Below are 19413 nucleotides of genomic sequence, written 5' to 3'. Positions count from 1 at the left end.
GGTTATACCTCGACCGGTGTGTCCGGGTGGTTGCCCCACTCAGACCAAGAGCCGTGGTAACCCTCAATGTCAAAGCCGAGGGATTTGCCCACTAAATAGGTAAAGCCCGAGCGGTGATGGCTTTGGCAGTGGGTGATTATAGTTTTGTCGCCGGTAATACCGCGCTCGGCTAAATACTCGCGCGCGTCAGAGCGAATGCGCAAACTATTATCGCGGTCCATCAGCTCGGTCCACTCCACATTGATGGCGCCGGGAATATGTCCGGCTTTTTGCGCCAGCACTTTTTCGCCACTGTATTCGGCAGGGTTGCGAGCGTCTAAGATTTGAATCGAATGCGTCTCAAGTCCCGCCAAAATGTCGGGAATCTCAATCAGGCGTTCGGGGCTTATTTCTACCTCAATGGGTTTGGTATTGGGGTCTTCCACGGCTTGGGTAACCGGTAAATCGTCATTTAGCCATGCATGTAGGCCGCCATTGAGATAGCTATAATGCTTGTGGCCAATCATATCCAACGTCCAAATAAAGCGGCCCGCCCAGCCGCCACCCTCGTCGTCGTAAACCACAACGTGGGTTTCTGGTGTGAGCCCTAGGTAGGTAAATAACCGGTTCAGTTGCTCAACCGGGGCAATACGTCCAGGTGCCGGCGGTCGGTTGCACAGTAGCATTTGCGGCGGCACGTGGGCGGCACCGGGTATGTGACCGCGACGGTAGTTTGCCTCGCTGGATAAATCCACAATCAGCGGCGCCGCTGGCCCGTCTAAAAGGGGCAACAGCTCGGCAGGCTCGACAATTAAAGGGAGGGTGGACATACGGCTATCCTTACTTATCAATTGCAGTGCGGTATACGCGCCGCGCGATGGTGCAGATCATGATGACAGTTGTTCGTGAGCTTAATAGCTCCCTCGGCCCGGGTGCAAATCCGCCAGAATATGGCGGTAGCCAGCCAGTCGGCCAGGGCTAATGTCGCCCGTTTCTAACGCTTCCAAGATAGCACAGCCCGGCTCGTGGGTATGTGAGCAATCGCGGAATTTGCAGTAACCGATATAGGGTCGAAACTCCTTAAAGCCCGCTAGCACATCATCCGGGGCTATGTGCCACAGACCAAACTCACGAATCCCGGGCGAGTCGATTAAACAGCCGCCGGTGGGGATATGGAACAGCTGTGCACTGGTGGTGGTGTGGGTGCCGGTTTGGCGCTCACTTAAGCCCCCGACACGAATATTGCTCTCGGGGAGCAACGCATTCACTAGGGATGATTTACCGACCCCCGACTGCCCTACAAAAACGCTGGTAAAGTGGGCCAGATAAGCTCTAAGTGGCTCGAGCCCCTCATCATTTTTGGCGGAAGCGCGCAGTACCTGATAGCCAAGCTGGGTATAAAGCGCGGCAATGGCTTCGACTTTAGCCCGCTGCTGGTCATCAATTAAATCGACTTTATTGATGACCAGCGCCGGTTCAATGCCAATCGCCTCGGCGGCCACTAGGTAGCGGTCAATCAAGTTAAAGTGCGGCTCGGGGTAGGGGGCAACCACAATGGCGATACGGTCGATATTGGCCGCGACCGTCTTCATGTCGCCGTAGGGGTCGGGCCGGCTTAGGGCCGACTCGCGCTCGCGTTTGGCCACCACTACGCCGTAGGGGTTACCGTCGCGCCAGATTACCTTGTCACCGGTGACAAGCCCGCCCAAATTACTGCGAAAATGGCAGCGTTTGCGCATCCGCTCGGCGTCTTCAATCATCACCTGAGTGCCGTAGTGAGTGACAATTAAGCCGTCCTGTTCCGGGCCCAAATCGCTTTCGCCCAACTTGGCGTCGGCGGTGTCGTCACGCCGCGAGACACGCTTTTCACGCTCTTTTTGAATCTTCTCGATCCGCCATGATTGGCGTCTTGTCAGTTTGCGTTTGCTCAACGGCACGTCTCGGTCAGTAGATGTTAAGATGCTGAAAACATCATTGTAAAGGAAAACACGGTATGAACCCTACCTCCAACGATGACAATCTGATCTGGATCGACCTAGAAATGACCGGTCTCGACCCAGACAGCGACGTTATCATCGAAATCGCCACCATCGTCACTGATGCCAATCTTAATGTTCTTGCCGAAGGCCCCGTCCATGCCATCTATCAAGCGCAGAGCTTTTTAGACGGTATGGACGAGTGGAATACCCGCCAGCACGGCAAATCCGGCCTGACCGAGCGGGTGCAAAACTCCAAAGTCAGCGCCGCCGAAGCGGAAGCGGAAACCATCGAGTTTTTGCAGCAATGGGTGCCCGCCGGAAAATCCCCTATATGCGGTAACTCCATCTGCCAAGATCGACGCTTTCTCGCCCGCGGCATGCCCACCCTAGAGCGCTACTTTCACTACCGTAACTTAGACGTCAGCACCCTAAAAGAGCTAGCCCGGCGCTGGAAGCCGGAAGTGCTAGACGGCGTTAAAAAGTCCGGCGCACACTTGGCCATGGATGATATTAAAGACTCGATTGCCGAGTTAGTGCATTACCGAGCAGAGTTTATTAATTTAGGGTAGCCGTAGCGGCTTGGGTATACAGCGATGAGTGAGGCTGCCGCCTCGGTGAGTAGCAGTAATTTGCTGTAGAGATTATTGTTGGGAGTCTTCTATGTTTGTACCTATATTCGACACGGGTGTCTGTATTTACGATTTGGATGAGCAAGATGCTCTGAGAGAAAGTCCGCGTGTCGATCAAGTGCTAAATGAGCTGTTTAGCCTTCCTGCGGTGCAGGCAGAAAAAAACGTTGAAGACGCTCAGGGCGGTAGAGCGTTGTCGAGCGTACATCTTTATGAGACTCATGCGATAACTGATTTGCTTGATTTTAAAAACAGCTCGCTGGGGGTTTGGATATTAAAAAGCATGTTTGATGCCGCGTTACAGCTTGGCTTTAATGAAACAAGAGATATTCGTAAGTTCAAATTCCATCGAAGCTGGGCTAATAAGATGTATAAAAACTGTGATGCCATTGCGCATCGCCACGCCCTGGGAACCTCGGTAATACCTCATTTGGTGGCGATTTACTATCACGAAGTGCCGGAGGCTAGCGCTGATCTTATTTTTATCGATGATAAGAATGATAGTGAAATGCGCGGTGGTCGTTACTTTGAATATCCGGCGGAAAAGCAGTTTCGGGTATCGCCCAAGGCTGGCCGGCTAGTGTGCCACGACGCTAAGTTTTTACACGCAACGTCGGTCCATGAAAGCGAAAGCCCGCGTACCTGCTTGATTGTCGAGGTGGGTTTTCCACCATTGCCGTAATTGATTTATCTGAACGTTGAACGCTGGCTAATGTTGCGTGTGTTTGGTGATGAGCGCGCTATCGACATAAAAACGGGGAGCCAAAGCTCCCCGTTTTTAATCTCAGTGGTCGTTTACCATTCCCCGTCCACCGTTTACCGTACTACTTACACATCGTAAGTGGTAGACGCCGTATCCCCACCGCGACCGGTCCAGTTGGTGTGGAAGAACTCACCGCGTGGCTTGTCTAAGCGCTCGTAGGTGTGGGCGCCAAAGTAGTCGCGCTGCGCTTGCAGCAAGTTGGCGGGCAAGCGCTCGGTGCGGTAGCCGTCAAAGTAGTTCAGTGCTGCAGTTAGGCAAGGCACCGGTACGCCGTTGGTGATGGCGGTAGCGGCGACGTTGCGCCAGCCTTGTTGCGAGTTAACGACGACGTCTTTGAAGTAGTCGTCCAGCAGCAGGTTGTTAAGCTCTGGGTTTTTATCAAAGGCTTTTTTGATGTCGCCCAAAAAGGCCGAGCGAATAATACAGCCGCCGCGCCACATTAAAGCGATGCCGCCGTAGTTTAAGTGCCAGCCAAACTCTTTAGCCGCTTCGCGCATCAGGGTATAGCCCTGCGCGTAAGAGACGATTTTGGCGGCCAGTACGGCTTGGCGTAAGTCTTCGATAAACGCGGTTTTGTCGCCGGTAAAGTTTTTCGCGGGGCCGGTAAGTACTTTAGAGGCTTCTACGCGCTCGTCTTTAAGTGCTGAGATGCAGCGGGCAAATACCGACTCGGCAATCAGGGTGAGCGGTACGCCAAAGTCCAGCGCGACCACGCCGGTCCATTTGCCGGTGCCTTTTTGGCCGGCGGTGTCGAGGATTTTCTCAACCAGTGGCTCGCCGTCTTCGTCTTTGTAGGCCATGATGTCGCGGCTGATTTCAACGAGGTAGGAGTCCAGCTCGGTGTTGTTCCACTCGGCAAATACCTGGTGGACTTCATCGGCGCTCATGCCCAGTAGTTCTTTCATGATTTGGTAGGCTTCACACAACAACTGCATGTCGCCGTACTCGATGCCGTTGTGCACCATTTTGACAAAGTGGCCGGCGCCATTTTCGCCAACCCAGTCGCAGCAAGGTGAACCGTCTTCAACTTTGGCCGAGATGCCTTGAAAAATAGGCTTAACATATTCCCATGCCTCGGGGGCGCCACCGGGCATAATGGATGGGCCAATGAGTGCGCCTTCTTCGCCACCGGATACGCCGGCACCAATAAAGTGAATGCCTTTCTCGCGCAGGTATTCAACGCGGCGGTTGGTGTCGGGGAAGTGGGTGTTACCGCCATCAATAATGATGTCGCCTTTGTCCAGATGCGGGATCAGTTGCTCGATAAATGCGTCAACCGGTGCGCCGGCTTTTACCATCAGCATAATTTTGCGGGGCTTTTCGAGCGATGCTACCAGTTCTTCAATCGATTCGGCGCCGCGAATGTTTTTGCCCGCTGCGCGACCTTCAATAAAGTTGGTGACCTTGTCCACAGAGCGATTGTACGCCGTTACTGTGAAGCCTTTGCTTTCCATGTTGAGGATAAGGTTCTCACCCATAACGGCGAGACCGACTAAACCGATATCAGACAGTGTTTTCATAGCGGACCGTATTTTTCAGTGGTTAGTATAAGAGAGCTGTGTGACCGGTTAACGCCGTCAGGTGTTGCTGGGCATTTGCGGCTGGGCCACAGAGGGCGGCAATTGTACCCGAAAATCTGGGCTTTTGCTTGTCAGGGCCTATTTTTATTGACTATGACGGCAATAGTGAAGGGTTAATAAGACCTTGAAACCGGTTGCTTCGGGGGTGTTATCGCTTACTGGACGGCTGTTTGATTTTACGCCGCCGGCGCCGGTTGGGGTTGGCCTGTTGCGCAAGGGCCCACTGGATGTGTTCATCGACCATGGGGCTAACATGGCCCAGTGCCTGCTCGAGGGCGGTGATAATGTCTGCTTGTGAGGGCGCATTGCCCAAGCCGATGGCGAGGTTGCGCTGCCAGCGCTCAAACCCGATTCGGCGAATGGCCGAGCCCTCGGTATTTTTTAAAAACGTCGCCTCGTCCCATTTAAACAACGTGAGCAGGTCGGTGTTGTCCAGCCCGTGGCGCGGTAAAAAGTCGGGCTCAAGGGTAGGAGTGGCGTATTTGTTCCAAGGGCATATGGCCTGGCAATCGTCGCAGCCGAATACCCGGTTGCCCATAGGCTCGCGAAACTCTTCAGCAATGGCGCCTTTGTGCTCGATGGTTAAATACGAGATGCAGCGCCGGGCGTCCAGTGTGTAGGGCTCGGGGAAGGCGTCGGTGGGGCAGACTTTTAAGCAGGCGGTGCAGTCGCCGCAGCGATTGGGCTGCTCACTGACATCGACCGGCAGTGGCAGGTAGGTGTAGAGTTCGCCCAAAAAAAACCAACTGCCGACCTTATCGTTGAGTATTAAAGTGTGTTTGCCGGTCCAGCCCAGGCCAGCTTTATCGGCCAGCGGGCGCTCCATGACCGGGGCGCTATCCACCAGCGCGCGCATTTGTTGATCGCCCTTGGGCTTTAATTCATCGGGCAGAGCGCTTTCAATTTTCTGCCCCAGCGTGGCTAGGCGCTTGCGAATTAATTTGTGGTAGTCGCGCCCCAGTGCGTAGCGAGAAACGTAGGCTTTTTCGGGGTTTTTAAGCACTTTTATTTGCTGCGTATCGCCGGGCAAATAATCCATCCGCGCTGAGATGACTCGCAGTGTCCCTGGCACTAACTCGGCCGGGCGCGAGCGCTTATTGCCGTGTTCGGCGAGCCACTGCATATCGCCCTGATAGCCTTTTGCCAGCCATGCCTGTAGCGCACGCTCCTGTTGGGCGAGGTCGGTGTCGGTGATGCCCACCTGCTGAAAGCCCAGCTCGCGGCCCCAGCGTTTAACATCGCGGGCAAGTTGCTCCCAATCAAAGGTGGTGGTCAAAATAGTTCTCGTTGGCGTCCGTTGGGCGGCATGTTGGTTGTTGCATAGTGTTGCTTGCGTGCATCCCCTATAATGGCGTTTTTACGATACGGGCTGGCGTTTTGTCGGCTTATTGTACTGATTTTTGTCCCAACTTTTGCGGGTTTCCCTATTTTATGAGTGCCATCACACGATCGACCGCGCTTTACACCGCCGCCCAAGTGCGCGCCCTTGACAGCGCGTTTATCGCCAGCGGCGTACCGGCAGCGGCACTAATGAAGCGCGCCGGCCGCGCCGCGTTTGAATTACTGCTAGAGCGTTTTAGTGAGCCAGACGAGGTTACGATTTTTGCCGGCGCGGGCAATAATGCCGGCGATGGCTTTGTGGTGGCGGCATTGGCTGCGACACGCCGTATACCGGTTACCGTGGTGCTGTTGGGCGAGCCAGAAAAATTCAGCGCCGCCGCGCGCGCCGCTTACGAATACGCCCGCCAAGAGGGCGTGATCATGATGCCGCCGGGCCCCGCGCCCACCAGCGGCGTAATTGTCGATGGTTTGTTGGGCACTGGTATAAGCGGCGAGGTGCGGCCCGAGTATCGCAAAGTTATCGAGCAGATTAACAGCACCCAATTACCCGTGCTGGCACTGGATATCCCCTCGGGCCTGTGTGCCGACACCGGTGCCGAGCTGGGCGTGGCGATTAACGCCGATATTACCCTGACCTTTATCGGTAAAAAGCGCGGCCTGTTTACCGGCCGTGGCCCAGCCCTGAGTGGCGAGCTGGTATTTGATGATTTAGCCGCGCCCGATGAGATTTATCATGAGGTTGAGGCTACGGTTTGTCGGCAAGATTTCGCGAGCTTGCGAGCCACCCTGCCCGAGCGCCAAGCGGATGCTCACAAAGGTGATTTTGGTCACGTGATGGTAATCGGTGGCGATGTGGGCCACGGTGGCGCCGCAATGATGACCGCCGAGGCCGCGGCGCGCGGTGGTGCCGGTTTAGTGAGCTTGGCCACAAGGCCCGAGCACGTGGCCGCCATGCTGGCGCGCCAGCCCGAGGTAATGGCCTGTGGTGTTATTTCGGGCCAAGAGCTCGAGCCGTGGCTGGCTCGCCCGACCGTATTGGTGGTGGGGCCGGGGCTCGGGCAATCGCCTTGGTCTGAGCAAATGCTGCAGCAGGCGTTGGCCACCGACTTACCCTTAGTGCTGGATGCCGACGCATTAAATTTAATTGCTAAGGGCCGTCTGTGGCCGGCGGGTAAAACCCGCGACAACTGGCTGCTAACGCCGCACCCAGGTGAGGCGGCGCGCCTGCTTGGTTGCGAGAGTGCGGAGGTACAAGCCGAGCGCTTCGCCAGTGTACAAAAGCTGCAACAACAATACGGTGGCGTCGCGCTGCTAAAAGGCGCAGGCACGTTAGTGGCCGGTGCCCAGCGGCCGGTTAACATTATTAGCGGCGGCAACCCCGGTATGGCCAGCGGCGGTATGGGCGATGTACTAAGCGGTTTGCTGGGGGCGCTGTTAGCACAAGGGCTAAACGCCTATGACGCGGCCAACCTGGGCGCCAGCGTGCACGCCCATGCTGCTGATTTGGCGGCGGCCGATGGCGGGCAGTTGAGCTTACTGGCAACGGACATTCTGGCGTATGTGGGGGAGCTTTTAGGTGACTGAGTGGTCTACCTGGCTGGCTGACGAGTCGGCGACGGTCGCGCTTGGCGAGTGCTTGGCTGAGCAGCTAGCACATTGCTCAGGCTGTATTAGCGTGCACTTAGATGGCGATTTAGGTGCGGGTAAAACCACCTTGACGCGCGGCGTGTTGCGTTACTTTGGTCATTCAGGCGCGGTTAAGAGCCCGACCTATACGCTGGTTGAAGGCTACGAGCTGCCTGCGCGTACGGTGTACCACTTTGATTTGTACCGTTTGGGTGACCCGGAAGAGCTGGAGTATATGGGCATTCGCGATTACTTTGCCGACAATAGCCTTTGCCTGATTGAGTGGCCCGTGCGCGGCGCCGGTATTTTGCCGGAGCCGGATCTAACCGCTGCGCTCAAGGTGCAAGCGGGGGGACGTCTTGTTATGCTGGAGGCGCATACCGATACTGGTGCGGCGGTGCTGGCCGCAATGCCTGCACGCTCTTAAACCGCTACTTCTTTTAAACACTAAAAAACGATGATATGCCGCGAACCATTTTGACACTACTTAAGCCCCTGCGGGCGCGTCGCTTAGGCCAGCTACTACTAGCGTGTGCCTTGTGGTGGCCGCTATTGGGGCAGGCAGTAGATGTCGACAGTGTAAGACTTTGGCGCGCACCCGATCACACCCGCTTAGTGTTTGATTTGTCTGGCCCGGCGCAGCACACCTTATTTACCTTAGATAACCCCGACCGGGTAGTGATTGATGTGAGCAACACGCGCTTTAAGGCCGATTTAGCGTCACTTAACTTAAGCGAAACCCCTATTAAAGAAATTCGCTACGCACCGCGTGATGGTAGCAACTTGCGGGTGGTGTTGGATTTATCGACCAAGGTGAACCCCGACAGTTTTTTCTTGCAGCGCCAAGCGGGCGCGGCCGATCGCTTAGTTGTTGACCTAAAAGATCGTGGCCCCACAAGTGCTGGTCCGCCGTCGCCGGTAACTCAGCCGCCAGAAGAGGCGAGCGGCAGTATGCGCGATATTATTATCGCCATCGATGCCGGTCACGGTGGCGAAGACCCGGGCGCCTCCGGCCCTAATCGGCTGCGCGAAAAAGACGTGGTGTTTAAGATCGCCCAAGAGCTGGCTCGTGCGATTAATAATCGGCCGGGTTATGTGGCTAAATTAGTGCGCACCGGTGATTACTACGTGGCCCTGCGCGAGCGGCGCAATATTGCGCGTAAAATGCAGGCCGACTTGTTTATCTCGATTCACGCCGATGCCTTTACCAAGCCCTCGGCCAAAGGCGCCTCTGTGTTTGCCTTGTCGCGCCGCGGCGCCACCAGTGAGATGGCTCGTTTTTTAGCGCAACGAGAAAACGAGTCGGATTTAATTGGCGGTGTCGGCAGTGTTAGCTTAGAGGATAAAGACGAAGTGCTGGCCGGTGTGTTGGTGGATTTATCCATGACCGCCACGCTGGGCGCAAGCTTGCAAGTGGGCGATTACGTTTTAAAGTCTATGGGACAGGTGGCACACTTGCATAAGCATCAAGTCGAACAGGCGGGCTTTGCGGTGCTTAAATCGCCGGATGTACCGTCTATTTTGGTCGAGACGGGGTTTATCTCAAACCCTACCGAGGCTAAAAACTTAGCCAGCAGCCGTTACCGCACAAAATTGGCGGCGCAGTTGCTTAAAGGTATCGAGCAGTATTTTAATCAGTTTCCCCCCGCAGGCACTTACTTGGCCAACAAAAAGTTTGGTCCGGGCGGTGGCGTGACGGAATATATCATCGCCCGCGGTGATACCTTAAGTGAGATCGCCAAACGTTTTAATGTGAGCGTGAGCCAGCTAGAGCAGCTGAATAATCTGAACTCTCAAACCATCAAGGTGGGGCAAACCCTACGGATTCCCACCTCTTAAACGGCAGTAACTCTTATTTATTATGGCTAAAATTAAGCTATTAAGCCCCCGCCTTGCCAACCAGATAGCCGCCGGCGAGGTGGTCGAGCGGCCGTCGTCCGTGGTGAAAGAACTACTAGAAAACAGTCTTGATGCCGGCGCGACGCGCTTGGATGTCGAGGTTGAAGACGGCGGCGTTAAATTAATGCGTGTGCGCGATAACGGCTTTGGCATTGATAAAGAAGATCTCGCCATGGCGCTATCGCGTCATGCCACCAGTAAAATTATGGACTTGGACGACCTTGAGGCGGTGGCGACGTTGGGCTTTCGCGGTGAAGCGCTGGCCAGTATTAGCTCTGTGGCGCGTTTGGCGCTCACTAGCGCCACCGACGAGACCGGTGCCGGCTGGCAAGTGATGGCCGAGGGCCGCGATATGGAGGCCGAGCTTTCACCCGCACCGCACCCGCGCGGCGCCACTGTCGAGGTGCGCGATTTATTTTTTAACACGCCCGCGCGCCGCAAGTTTTTACGCACCGAAAAAACCGAGTACAACCACTTAGAAGATGTGGTTAAGCGCCTGGCGCTGTCGCGCTTTGATGTGGCGTTTACTTTGCGTCACAACGGCCGGGCGATTCACAACTGGCGCCCCGGCGTAGGACAAGCCGAGCGCGAGCGTCGAGTGGCCCAGGTGTGCGGCCCGGCATTTATGGACAATGCCGTGCATCTGGATATCGAGCGCGCTGGTTTGCGTTTGTGGGGGTGGGTGGCGCTGCCGACCTTCTCCCGCTCGCAGGCTGACTTACAACATTTTTTTGTGAATGGGCGCTCGATTCGCGACAAGCTTGTGAGTCACGCGGTGCGCCAGGCGTACCAAGATGTGCTGTATCACGGCCGGCACCCGGCCTATGTGCTCTATTTAGAAGTCGACCCCGCGACGGTGGATGTTAATGTTCACCCCACCAAGCACGAGGTGCGCTTTCGCGATGGCCGCACGGTACACAATTTTATTTTTAGCTCGTTGCACCATGCTCTGGCCGAGGTAACGCCGGGCGCCATGCTCGAGCGCGAGCGTGCCGAGGCGGAAAAAATCCCCGATAACGCCGCCGGGCAAATGTCGCAGCAGTCGGCCATGGCCTTGTCGGGGCGTTCATTCGAGCAGCCGCGCCCCGACGGTGATTGGCGGGCCAGCTACTTTCCTGCGGCTATGGGTGAGGGCGTGGCCGAGGCGCAGCCTCAGGGTTACTCGCCAGCCACCGGTGGCGGCTATGCCCCTAGTGCATCGGTGAGCCGCTTGGCGGATATTGATGATGCCGAAGGCGAGGTGCCGCCGCTCGGTTTTGCTATCGCCCAGCTTAAAGGCATTTATATTCTGGCCGAGAACGCTCAGGGTTTGATCATCGTCGATATGCACGCGGCCCACGAGCGCATTACCTACGAGCGCATGAAAACCTCATTTGCCGAGGGCCGGATTCAGGCTCAACCCCTGTTGGTACCGGCAACTCTGGCGGTCAGTGAAAAAGAAGCCGCTTGCGCCGAAGATAATCCAGATACTTTTGCCGCGCTGGGTTTTGAGCTGCAGCGCGCGGGGCCCGAGTCTTTGTTGATTCGCCAAGTGCCCTCTATTTTGCATGGCGCCAAGGTGGATCAGTTAGTGCGCGATGTGCTGAGTGATTTAATCGAACACGGCGCCAGCGAACGCCTGGGGCAGCATGTGAACGAGATTTTATCGACCATGGCTTGTCACGGCTCGGTGCGTGCTAACCGGCGCTTAACCGTCCCCGAGATGAACGCGCTACTGCGCGATATGGAAGCCACCGAGCGCAGCGGTCAGTGCAACCACGGTCGTCCGACCTGGACGCTGCAGTCGCTGGATGAGCTGGATAAGCTCTTTATGCGCGGGCAATAATAGTGAGCGATTACAAACCCCAGGTGCTTTTTTTAATGGGGCCCACCGCCTCCGGTAAAACAGATTTAGCAATCGGTTTGCGCGACCACTTGCCGGTCGAACTGGTGAGTGTGGACTCGACCTTGGTGTACCGCGGTATGGATATTGGCACCGCCAAACCCAGCGCCGCCGAGCAGGCCGCCGCACCGCACCGCTTACTTGATATTCGCGATCCGGCTGAGCCTTACTCGGCGGCGGACTTTGTCAGTGACGCCGAGCGCGAGATTGCCGATATTCACGCCGCCGGTCGTATTCCGCTGCTGGTCGGCGGCACCATGCTGTACTTTAAGGCGCTGCTGGACGGCTTGGCGCCGATGCCAGCGGCTGACCTCGCCGTGCGTGAGCGTATTGAACGAGACGCCCGCGAGCACGGCTGGGAGTCTGTGCATCGCCAACTGGCCGAGGTCGACCCTAAAATGGCTGCCGAGATTCACCCGAATCATTCCCAGCGGTTATCCCGGGCGCTTGAGGTGTACCTAAGCTCAGGGCAAACCATGACCGAGCTGCGTGAGCAGCAGGCGCGCGCGCGAGGCCCGGTTTTTACCGATCGATTCAATTTGACCCAGCTGGTGATCGCGCCGCGCGATCGTAGCGTGTTGCATCAACGTATTGAGCGGCGCTTTAGCGCCATGATGGCGGCCGGTTTAGTGGCCGAGGTCGAGGCGCTGTATCACCGGGGCGACTTACACAGCGAACTTCCCGCGATTCGCGCGGTCGGTTATCGTCAGGTGTGGGACTACCTCGATGGTCGCCTCGGTTACAATGAAATGATCGAGCGCGGTGTGATTGCCACCCGGCAACTGGCCAAGCGTCAATTCACTTGGTTGCGTGGTTGGGAGGGGGCAAATTGGCTATTTAGTCAAAATATCGATGGAAAAGCGTATTCTCGTGAAGAAATTATACGATTTAGCTTGAATTTCATGCCATCGGGGGCCATATAATATAACTGTGAAAACCCTAGTCAGTTTTTCATGCTTATCATCGCCCCCTTTCAGATCGATCTGAAAGACTTAGGCGTATATTTATTATCTAAAGGAGAACAAAAATGTCAAAAGGGCACAGCTTACAAGACCCTTACTTGAACGTGCTGCGTAAAGAGCGGGTTCCAGTATCTATTTATCTAGTGAACGGTATTAAGCTGCAGGGCCAGGTCGAGTCATTTGACCAGTTTGTGGTGCTGCTGAAAAATACGGTCAGCCAAATGGTGTATAAGCACGCCATTTCTACGGTTGTTCCGTCGCGCGCTGTTCGTGTGCCGCTGCTCAACCCCGCCGAAGGCGAGGGAGAGGGTGACGACGAAGGACAGGGCGAATAACCAACCTTTGAGGTAAGTCATTGTTTTTTGATCGTCCCGATTCAGGTGAACTGGCGGTGCTGGTTCACTTGGATATCTCTAGTGGCCAAGAGCCCGAAGACCCCCGCGAATTTGAAGAATTAGTCCTGTCAGCCGGTGGTGACCCTGTCACCATGGTGTTTGGCTCGCGCGCGCGTCCCCACGCCAAATATTTTGTCGGCACGGGTAAGCTGCAAGAGCTGCAAGAGCTGGTGATTGAGCACGAGGCTCAGCTAGTGATCTTTAACCACACCCTCAGCCCCTCGCAAGAGCGCAATCTAGAGCAGGCGTTGGAGTGTCGGGTGCTGGACCGGACCGGCCTGATTTTGGATATTTTTGCCCAGCGAGCCCGTACCTTTGAAGGCAAATTGCAGGTAGAGCTGGCGCAACTTAGGCACATGTCGACCCGTTTAGTGCGCGGCTGGACTCACTTGGAGCGCCAAAAAGGCGGTATTGGTCTGCGTGGCCCCGGTGAGACTCAGCTGGAAACCGACCGTCGTTTATTGCGCGGCCGTATTAGCACGATCGAGAAGCGCTTATCTAAAGTGCGTACCCAGCGTGAGCAGGGCCGCCGCGCTCGTCAGCGAGCGGCGATTCCGACCGTGTCACTGGTGGGTTATACCAACGCCGGCAAGTCGACGTTGTTTAACCGCATTACGGGCTCCGATGTCTTTGCCGAAGATCAGCTTTTTGCCACGCTCGACCCGACCATGCGGCGAGTCGAGCAAGATGATATTGGCGCGATGATCTTGGCCGATACCGTGGGCTTTATCAGCCATTTGCCGCACAAACTAGTGGAGGCCTTTAGGGCGACGCTGGAAGAGGCGGCGAGCTCTAACTTGCTGCTCCACGTAATCGACTCGGCCGCCGATGAGCGCATGCACTATATCGAGCAAGTTGACGAGGTGCTGGACGAAATTGGCGCTTCGGAGCTGCCGCAAATTCGGGTTTACAATAAAGTGGACCTGATTGGGCTGGAGCCTCGCATTGACCGAAATGATACCGGCAGCCCTGTCGCGGTATGGCTATCGGCGCAAAGCGGCGCTGGCTGTGAGCTGTTGCAACAGGCGATATCTGAGCTGTTGGGTGAGGAGATCATTCAGGGTGAGTTGATTTTGTCTCCCGCTGATGGTCGCCTGCGCGCCCGGTTATTTGAGCAAAACGCCATTGGCGGTGAGCGCTATCGCGATGATGGCGCCAGTGTGCTGACGTTGCGTATCCCGGCGAGCGATTTATTGCGTATTTTGAGTGCTGTTGATGTTCAGTTTGACCAGCTGCGCTGGGTCGAGGACGTAGAGCCACCCCAGCAGTTGGCAGAAAATTTCTAAAGCCGTTTGTAAGCGCGTGAGTTCACCCCTAACGCGCAGTATTTGCTAGAATCCAATGGCACCTAAGAAAACCGAATTTCCAGGTAAGCACACGGGGCGGGTTAGCCCTTTGTGCTTACCTTTTATTTTAATAACTGGAGTAAACCTATGGCCTGGAATGAACCGGGAGGCGGCGATAAAGACCCTTGGGGTAACCGCAATGGTAATAAAGGCGATGGCCCGCCGGATTTGGATGAAGCCCTGAAAAAGCTACAGGAAAAGCTCAGCGGCCTGTTTGGCGGTTCGGGCAAAGGTAATAACGGCAGCGGTGGCAGCAGTAGTAGTGGCAGCTTTAGCACCTTGATTATTGCCGTATTGGTGATAGGTGCGTTGCTTTACTTGTTTGCCGGTATTTATCAGGTTGATGAGAAAGAGCGCGCCGTGGTGTTGCGCTTTGGTGCCTTTCACGAGATTAAGCAGCCGGGGCTGGGCTGGAATGCGCCCTTGGTTACCGAGGTCTTTATCGAGAACGTGACCGAAGAGCGCCAATACCCAAGCCGTGGCTTGATGTTGACCGAAGACGAAAGCATTGTTGAGCTGCCGATTACCGTGCAGTACAACGTCAACGACGTAAAAGCCTATGTGTTGAATGTTCGCGACCCCGAGGTGAGCTTGCGTCATGCGGCTGATTCGGCGCTGCGTCACGTGGTGGGTTCGACCGAGCTTGAGCAAGTGTTATCTGAAGGTCGTGGCAAAATAGCCGACGAAGTGGAAGCGCGCTTGCAGCAATACCTCGACAGTTACGGTACCGGTATTTTAGTGCGCGACGTCAATATTCAAGAGGGGCGCCCGCCCGAGGAAGTGCGCGCTGCCTTTGATGATGTGATCAAAGCTAAAGAGGATGAAGAGCGCCTTAAAAACGAAGCACAAGCCTACGCCAATGGCGTGGTGCCCGGTGCTCGTGGTCGCTCGCAGCGTCTGCTAGAAGAGGCCGAGGCCTATCGCGCCGAGGTAACCAGTCGCGCCGAAGGTGAAACTTCACGGTTCTTGAACTTGTTGGCTGAGTACAAAAAAGCGCCAGAAGTGACTCGCGAGCGTCTCTATATCGAGGCGGTTGAACAGGTGATGGGCAATGCCTCTAAGGTGTTGGTCGATGTCGAAGGTGGCAATAACATGATGTACTTGCCGCTGGACAAGCTGATGCAAGAGGGCGCTAATGCCAGTGGCCCTGCGCGGGCAACGCTCACGCAAGATCAATTGCGCCAGATCAGTGACTATGTGTCGCGCCAACTTGGCCGTGACAACAATACTCGTCAGGGGGTGCGCTAATGTCTAATCGTTCATTTTTAGGCTTGATTGCCGTTGTTATCCTGCTCGCGGTGGGCGCCAACAGTGTGTATATCGTATCCGAGTACGAGCGTGCGGTAGTGCTGCGCTTTGGTCGCTTGATTAACCCTGACGTGGCACCGGGGCTGCACGTCAAAATTCCGTTTGCTGACAAATTGCGTAAATTTGATGGCCGTATTTTGACTACCGATGCTCGTCCTGAAAGTTTTTACACCATTGAAAATAAGCGTCTGATTGTCGACTCTTACTCTAAATGGCGGGTGCAGGATGTGCAGAAGTATTACAAAACCACCGGTGGTGACGAAACGGTTGCCGCCAGCCGTTTGGCCAACCGGGTTGCCGATGTGCTGCGTAACCAAGTCGGTGGGCGCACCTTGCACGAGGTGGTCTCGGGTAAGCGCGACGAGTTGATGCACGAGCTGACCGTCGAACTCAACCAAACCGCCAATGAGCTGTTGGGTATTGAGGTGTTGGACATTCGCGTTAAGCGCATCGACCTGCCCGAAGACGTGAGCCAATCGGTGTTTGACCGGATGTCTGCCGACCGCGAAAAAGAAGCTCGTGAGTACCGCTCTAAAGGTGCCGAGCAGGCCGAAGTAATTCGCGCCGATGCCGACCGACAAGTGGCAGTGCTTGAGGCCAATGCTTATCGCGATGCCGAAAAGATCCGCGGTGAAGGCGATGCCACTGCCGCAGCGACCTTTGCCGAGGCCTATCAGCAAGATGCCGACTTCTACGCTTTCGTCCGCTCATTAACGGCTTACAAAAACTCGTTTGCCAATAAGAGCGACCTGATGGTGGTGGACCCCGAGAGTGAATTCTTTCGCTACTTGAAGGATCCGCAGGGCACAAAATAGGCGATTTATCGCTCAACATTTGCCACGGAAAGATGGTAAAATCCCCCAGCCGGGCCGTAAGGCCCGGTTTTTTTGTGTCAGGAGAGTGGTCTCGCACCGATCAATCTGACGAGCGCGGTGTGTTTGGTGTTTGCCTGCTGCCGCTGCCTCATCTGTTAAACCCTTTTTTGCCTGCGGTTTGAATGCTGCTGGCTGAACGTAAAACGAACCGACAGAGTCTGTTATGACTTACGCCGATCGCTGGCTGTTGCCTGATGGGGTGGAAGAAATCCTCCCTGCCGAGGCACGGCCGATAGAATTATTGCGCCGCAGGTTGCTGGAGCTTTACCGCACCTGGGGTTATGACATGGTGATTCCGCCCCTGCTGGAATACACCGATTCACTGCTTATTGGCCTGGGCCGCGATGTGGATTTGCTGACCTTTAAGGTCACCGATCAGCTCAGTGGGCGCACCTTGGGTATTCGCGCCGATATCACCCCGCAAATTGCCCGTATGGACGCTCACAGCTACAAGCGCGATGGCGCTAACCGCCTGTGTTATGCCGGCCATGTGGTGCACACCAAACCAAAAAATCCGCTGGCGACCCGCACCCCGATTCAAGCCGGTGTTGAGCTATACGGCGAGCCGGGTTTACCGGCCGATGCCGAAGTCGTATCGCTGCTGGCCGAGTCACTGCGCACGGCGGGTTTGCCCCGTTTGCACATCGATTTGGGCCATGTGGGCATCTACCGCGCGTTAATGGCTAAAGTGGATGTAGAGCCGGCCCTCAAAGATGCCTTCTTTGCCATGCTACAACGCAAGGCAGTAGCCGAGATCGAGCAGTGGGTGGCTGACAATATCAGCACGCCAGCTATCGCAAAAGTGCTGCTGGCGCTGCCCGGCTTGGCCGGCGGCCGTGAAATTCTGGCCAATGCTCGCGCCCTTTTTGCCGCCGTGGCGAGCGATGCGGTTACCGCAGTTGATCAGTTGGCCGGTATTGCCGATGTGATCGAGCAGCGCTACCCCGAGGTTGAGCTGTACTTTGATTTGGGTGAGCTGCGCGGTTACCACTATTTAACCGGGTTGGTGTTTGCCGCTTTTGCGCCCGGCTACGGCAACCCCATTGCCAGCGGTGGTCGCTACGATCACATTGGTGAGGTGTTTGGTCGCCGTCGTCCTGCTACCGGTTTTGCGGTGGATATTACTGCGCTGTCCAAGTTGGGCTTGCTCAGTGCCGATAAGGGCATTTTGATCGGTGTGGTAAACGATGGTAGTGATGCGCAGTGGGCCGCTATTGGCGCCTTGCGGGCCGAGGGTGAACGCGTGGTTAGCGCAGAGTCGCGCGCTGCATTAGCCGGCCTTGGTTGCGATCGAGAGTTGGTTAAGCAAGACGAACAGTATCGGGTGGTAGCGCTTTAAGCTGCCGCTTGGTGCTTCATTGAATTTACATTTAGTTTAGAGAGTAAGGCCAAAACATGGGCAAGAATGTCGTGGTATTAGGCACCCAGTGGGGTGACGAAGGTAAAGGTAAAATCGTCGACCTGCTGACCGATCAAGTGTCGCTGGTTTCCCGTTTTCAGGGCGGCCACAATGCCGGCCACACGTTGGTGATTGACGGTAAGAAAACTGTTTTGCACCTTATCCCCTCTGGCGTCTTACGCGAAGGTGTGACCTGTTTGATTGGCAACGGGGTGGTGCTCTCGCCCGAGGCGCTGTTTAAAGAGTTAGCCGAGCTGGAAGACGGCGGTGTGCCGGTGCGTGAGCGTTTGCGTTTGTCGCCTGCCTGCCCGTTGATTTTGCCTTATCATATTGCCCTTGACCAAGCTCGTGAGTTAAAGCGCGGCAAAGATAAAATCGGTACCACCGGCCGTGGTATTGGCCCCGCTTACGAAGATAAAGTCGCCCGCCGCGGGTTGCGCCTTGGTGACTTGCTCGACATGGAAAGCTTTGCCAAAAAACTTCAGGATGTGATGGAGTTTCACAACTTCGCGCTGACCGAATACTACAAAGTCGATGCGGTGGACTACGAGGCCACCCTTGAGCAAGTTAAGGCGTGGGCTATCGAGCTTAAGCCGATGATTGCCGACGTGACTGATATTTTACATACTGCGCGCGAAGAAGATCGCAGTATTTTGTTTGAGGGTGCGCAGGGTTCGCTGCTAGATATCGACCACGGCACTTATCCGTTTGTGACCAGCTCTAACACCACCGCTGGCGGTACCGCTACCGGTTCTGGTTTTGGTCCGCTGTATCTTGATTACGTTTTGGGTATAACCAAGGCTTACACTACCCGTGTTGGCTCTGGCCCTTTCCCTACCGAGCTTGATTGTGAAGTTGGCCGTCACTTAGGTGAAAAAGGCCACGAGTTTGGTGCCACCACTGGCCGTCAGCGTCGCTGCGGTTGGTTTGATGCGGTTGCTGTGCACCACGCCAATCGCATCAATAGCGTAACCGGCATATGCTTAACCAAGCTCGACGTACTGGATGGTTTAGAGACCGTTAAAATTTGTATTGGTTATCAGGATTTAAACGGTAACCCCATGCCGATTCCGTTTGATGCGGATGGTTGGGACCGCGTACAGCCAATTTATGAAGAGATGCCCGGCTGGAGCGAATCGACATTTGGTGTTCACGCCCTAGAAGAATTGCCGCAAAATGCGCGCAACTATATTAAACGCCTAGAAGAGTTGTTGCATACACCGGTGGACATTATCTCTACCGGACCGGATCGGGTAGAGACTATCGTGCTGCGCCACCCGTTTGCCGAGTAAAAGATAGCGCTTAAAAAGACATACGGTGCAAACCGAATCGGTTGTCTTTTACAGTAAAAAGCCCGGGCTGTTGTCTCGGGCTTTTTTTTAACCGTTATAAAGGGCATTCGGTTTTGGAGTGCCACCGCTTGGCTCTAGCAGGTATTGCGTGCCGTTTC

17 protein-coding genes are annotated in these 19413 nt (G+C 55.5%); 13 read left to right on the top strand and 4 right to left on the bottom strand.

Annotated features, from left to right (window positions below):
- Positions 1-2: 2 nt before the first annotated feature.
- Positions 3-809 (bottom strand): rhodanese-like domain-containing protein, encoded by an 807-nt coding sequence (locus ACGHAD_RS14730; protein WP_339615696.1) that lies wholly within the window; start codon positions 807-809, stop codon positions 3-5.
- Positions 810-890: 81 nt separating this feature from the next.
- Complete coding sequence (rsgA, locus tag ACGHAD_RS14725; protein ID WP_382417797.1) at positions 891-1910, bottom strand: small ribosomal subunit biogenesis GTPase RsgA; 1020 nt, start codon at positions 1908-1910, stop codon at positions 891-893.
- Positions 1911-1972: 62 nt separating this feature from the next.
- Between rsgA and orn the strand changes: the two genes are divergently transcribed.
- Positions 1973-2527: an oligoribonuclease gene (gene orn, locus ACGHAD_RS14720; RefSeq protein ID WP_382417799.1), complete on the top strand. Its 555-nt coding sequence runs from the start codon at positions 1973-1975 to the stop codon at positions 2525-2527.
- Positions 2528-2618: 91 nt separating this feature from the next.
- Positions 2619-3269 (top strand): putative 2OG-Fe(II) oxygenase, encoded by a 651-nt coding sequence (locus tag ACGHAD_RS14715; RefSeq protein WP_382417801.1) that lies wholly within the window; start codon positions 2619-2621, stop codon positions 3267-3269.
- Between the two features lie 146 nt (positions 3270-3415).
- Here ACGHAD_RS14715 and gnd read toward each other — a convergent pair whose 3' ends face one another.
- Both gnd and queG read right to left on the bottom strand, forming a co-directional pair.
- Positions 3416-4870: a decarboxylating NADP(+)-dependent phosphogluconate dehydrogenase gene (gene gnd, locus ACGHAD_RS14710; RefSeq protein ID WP_382417803.1), complete on the bottom strand. Its 1455-nt coding sequence runs from the start codon at positions 4868-4870 to the stop codon at positions 3416-3418.
- Positions 4871-5078: 208 nt separating this feature from the next.
- On the bottom strand, positions 5079-6206 hold the full coding sequence (gene queG, locus ACGHAD_RS14705; RefSeq protein WP_382417805.1) for a tRNA epoxyqueuosine(34) reductase QueG: 1128 nt from the start codon (positions 6204-6206) through the stop codon (positions 5079-5081).
- A 155-nt stretch (positions 6207-6361) separates the two neighbouring features.
- Between queG and ACGHAD_RS14700 the strand changes: the two genes are divergently transcribed.
- The 11 genes from ACGHAD_RS14700 (at position 6362) to ACGHAD_RS14650 (ending at position 19255) form a co-directional block, all read left to right on the top strand.
- Positions 6362-7855, top strand: a complete 1494-nt coding sequence (locus ACGHAD_RS14700) for an NAD(P)H-hydrate dehydratase (RefSeq protein WP_382417807.1) — start codon at positions 6362-6364, stop codon at positions 7853-7855.
- Positions 7848-8324 carry a tRNA (adenosine(37)-N6)-threonylcarbamoyltransferase complex ATPase subunit type 1 TsaE gene (gene tsaE / locus ACGHAD_RS14695; protein WP_382417809.1) on the top strand — a complete coding sequence of 159 codons (477 nt, stop codon included), beginning with the start codon at positions 7848-7850 and terminating at the stop codon, positions 8322-8324. Before ACGHAD_RS14700 ends, tsaE begins: the two co-directional genes overlap by 8 nt.
- Before the next feature lie 35 nt (positions 8325-8359).
- Positions 8360-9736, top strand: a complete 1377-nt coding sequence (locus ACGHAD_RS14690) for an N-acetylmuramoyl-L-alanine amidase (protein WP_339615704.1) — start codon at positions 8360-8362, stop codon at positions 9734-9736.
- 22 nt (positions 9737-9758) lie between these two features.
- A complete protein-coding gene (mutL, locus tag ACGHAD_RS14685) occupies positions 9759-11621 on the top strand; it encodes a DNA mismatch repair endonuclease MutL (protein ID WP_382417812.1) in 1863 nt (620 codons plus the stop codon).
- Between the two features lie 35 nt (positions 11622-11656).
- Positions 11657-12601 carry a tRNA (adenosine(37)-N6)-dimethylallyltransferase MiaA gene (gene miaA, locus ACGHAD_RS14680; protein WP_382417814.1) on the top strand — a complete coding sequence of 315 codons (945 nt, stop codon included), beginning with the start codon at positions 11657-11659 and terminating at the stop codon, positions 12599-12601.
- Positions 12602-12705: 104 nt separating this feature from the next.
- The gene (gene hfq, locus ACGHAD_RS14675) at positions 12706-12975 is read left to right on the top strand and encodes an RNA chaperone Hfq (RefSeq protein WP_339615706.1); all 270 of its coding nucleotides are present in this window, start codon (positions 12706-12708) and stop codon (positions 12973-12975) included.
- Positions 12976-12995: 20 nt separating this feature from the next.
- A complete protein-coding gene (gene hflX / locus ACGHAD_RS14670) occupies positions 12996-14321 on the top strand; it encodes a ribosome rescue GTPase HflX (protein ID WP_339615707.1) in 1326 nt (441 codons plus the stop codon).
- A 147-nt stretch (positions 14322-14468) separates the two neighbouring features.
- Complete coding sequence (hflK, locus tag ACGHAD_RS14665; protein WP_382417816.1) at positions 14469-15629, top strand: FtsH protease activity modulator HflK; 1161 nt, start codon at positions 14469-14471, stop codon at positions 15627-15629.
- Complete coding sequence (gene hflC / locus ACGHAD_RS14660) at positions 15629-16504, top strand: protease modulator HflC (protein WP_339615709.1); 876 nt, start codon at positions 15629-15631, stop codon at positions 16502-16504. Before hflK ends, hflC begins: the two co-directional genes overlap by 1 nt.
- Before the next feature lie 223 nt (positions 16505-16727).
- Positions 16728-17903, top strand: coding sequence for an ATP phosphoribosyltransferase regulatory subunit (locus ACGHAD_RS14655; protein ID WP_339615710.1), 1176 nt, complete (start codon positions 16728-16730; stop codon positions 17901-17903).
- A gap of 56 nt (positions 17904-17959) precedes the next feature.
- Positions 17960-19255: an adenylosuccinate synthase gene (locus tag ACGHAD_RS14650; RefSeq protein ID WP_339615711.1), complete on the top strand. Its 1296-nt coding sequence runs from the start codon at positions 17960-17962 to the stop codon at positions 19253-19255.
- The last annotated feature ends 158 nt before the right edge of the window (positions 19256-19413 follow it).

This window comes from Gilvimarinus japonicus (genome assembly GCF_042847215.1).
Classification (GTDB): domain Bacteria; phylum Pseudomonadota; class Gammaproteobacteria; order Pseudomonadales; family Cellvibrionaceae; genus Gilvimarinus; species Gilvimarinus japonicus.
This window is presented reverse-complemented; position numbering and strand designations above follow the sequence as displayed.

Excerpts from the sequence above, each read along its gene's own strand:
- ACGHAD_RS14730 (WP_339615696.1), bottom strand. The coding sequence starts at position 809 with ATGTCCACCCTCCCTTTAATTGTCGAGCCTGCCGAGCTGTTGCCCCTT.
- orn (WP_382417799.1), top strand. The coding sequence starts at position 1,973 with ATGAACCCTACCTCCAACGATGACAATCTGATCTGGATCGACCTAGAA.
- ACGHAD_RS14715 (WP_382417801.1), top strand. The coding sequence starts at position 2,619 with ATGTTTGTACCTATATTCGACACGGGTGTCTGTATTTACGATTTGGAT.
- gnd (WP_382417803.1), bottom strand. The coding sequence starts at position 4,870 with ATGAAAACACTGTCTGATATCGGTTTAGTCGGTCTCGCCGTTATGGGT.
- ACGHAD_RS14700 (WP_382417807.1), top strand. The coding sequence starts at position 6,362 with ATGAGTGCCATCACACGATCGACCGCGCTTTACACCGCCGCCCAAGTG.
- ACGHAD_RS14690 (WP_339615704.1), top strand. The coding sequence starts at position 8,360 with ATGCCGCGAACCATTTTGACACTACTTAAGCCCCTGCGGGCGCGTCGC.
- mutL (WP_382417812.1), top strand. The coding sequence starts at position 9,759 with ATGGCTAAAATTAAGCTATTAAGCCCCCGCCTTGCCAACCAGATAGCC.
- miaA (WP_382417814.1), top strand. The coding sequence starts at position 11,657 with ATGGGGCCCACCGCCTCCGGTAAAACAGATTTAGCAATCGGTTTGCGC.
- hfq (WP_339615706.1), top strand. The coding sequence starts at position 12,706 with ATGTCAAAAGGGCACAGCTTACAAGACCCTTACTTGAACGTGCTGCGT.
- hflK (WP_382417816.1), top strand. The coding sequence starts at position 14,469 with ATGGCCTGGAATGAACCGGGAGGCGGCGATAAAGACCCTTGGGGTAAC.
- hflC (WP_339615709.1), top strand. The coding sequence starts at position 15,629 with ATGTCTAATCGTTCATTTTTAGGCTTGATTGCCGTTGTTATCCTGCTC.
- ACGHAD_RS14655 (WP_339615710.1), top strand. The coding sequence starts at position 16,728 with ATGACTTACGCCGATCGCTGGCTGTTGCCTGATGGGGTGGAAGAAATC.
- ACGHAD_RS14650 (WP_339615711.1), top strand. The coding sequence starts at position 17,960 with ATGGGCAAGAATGTCGTGGTATTAGGCACCCAGTGGGGTGACGAAGGT.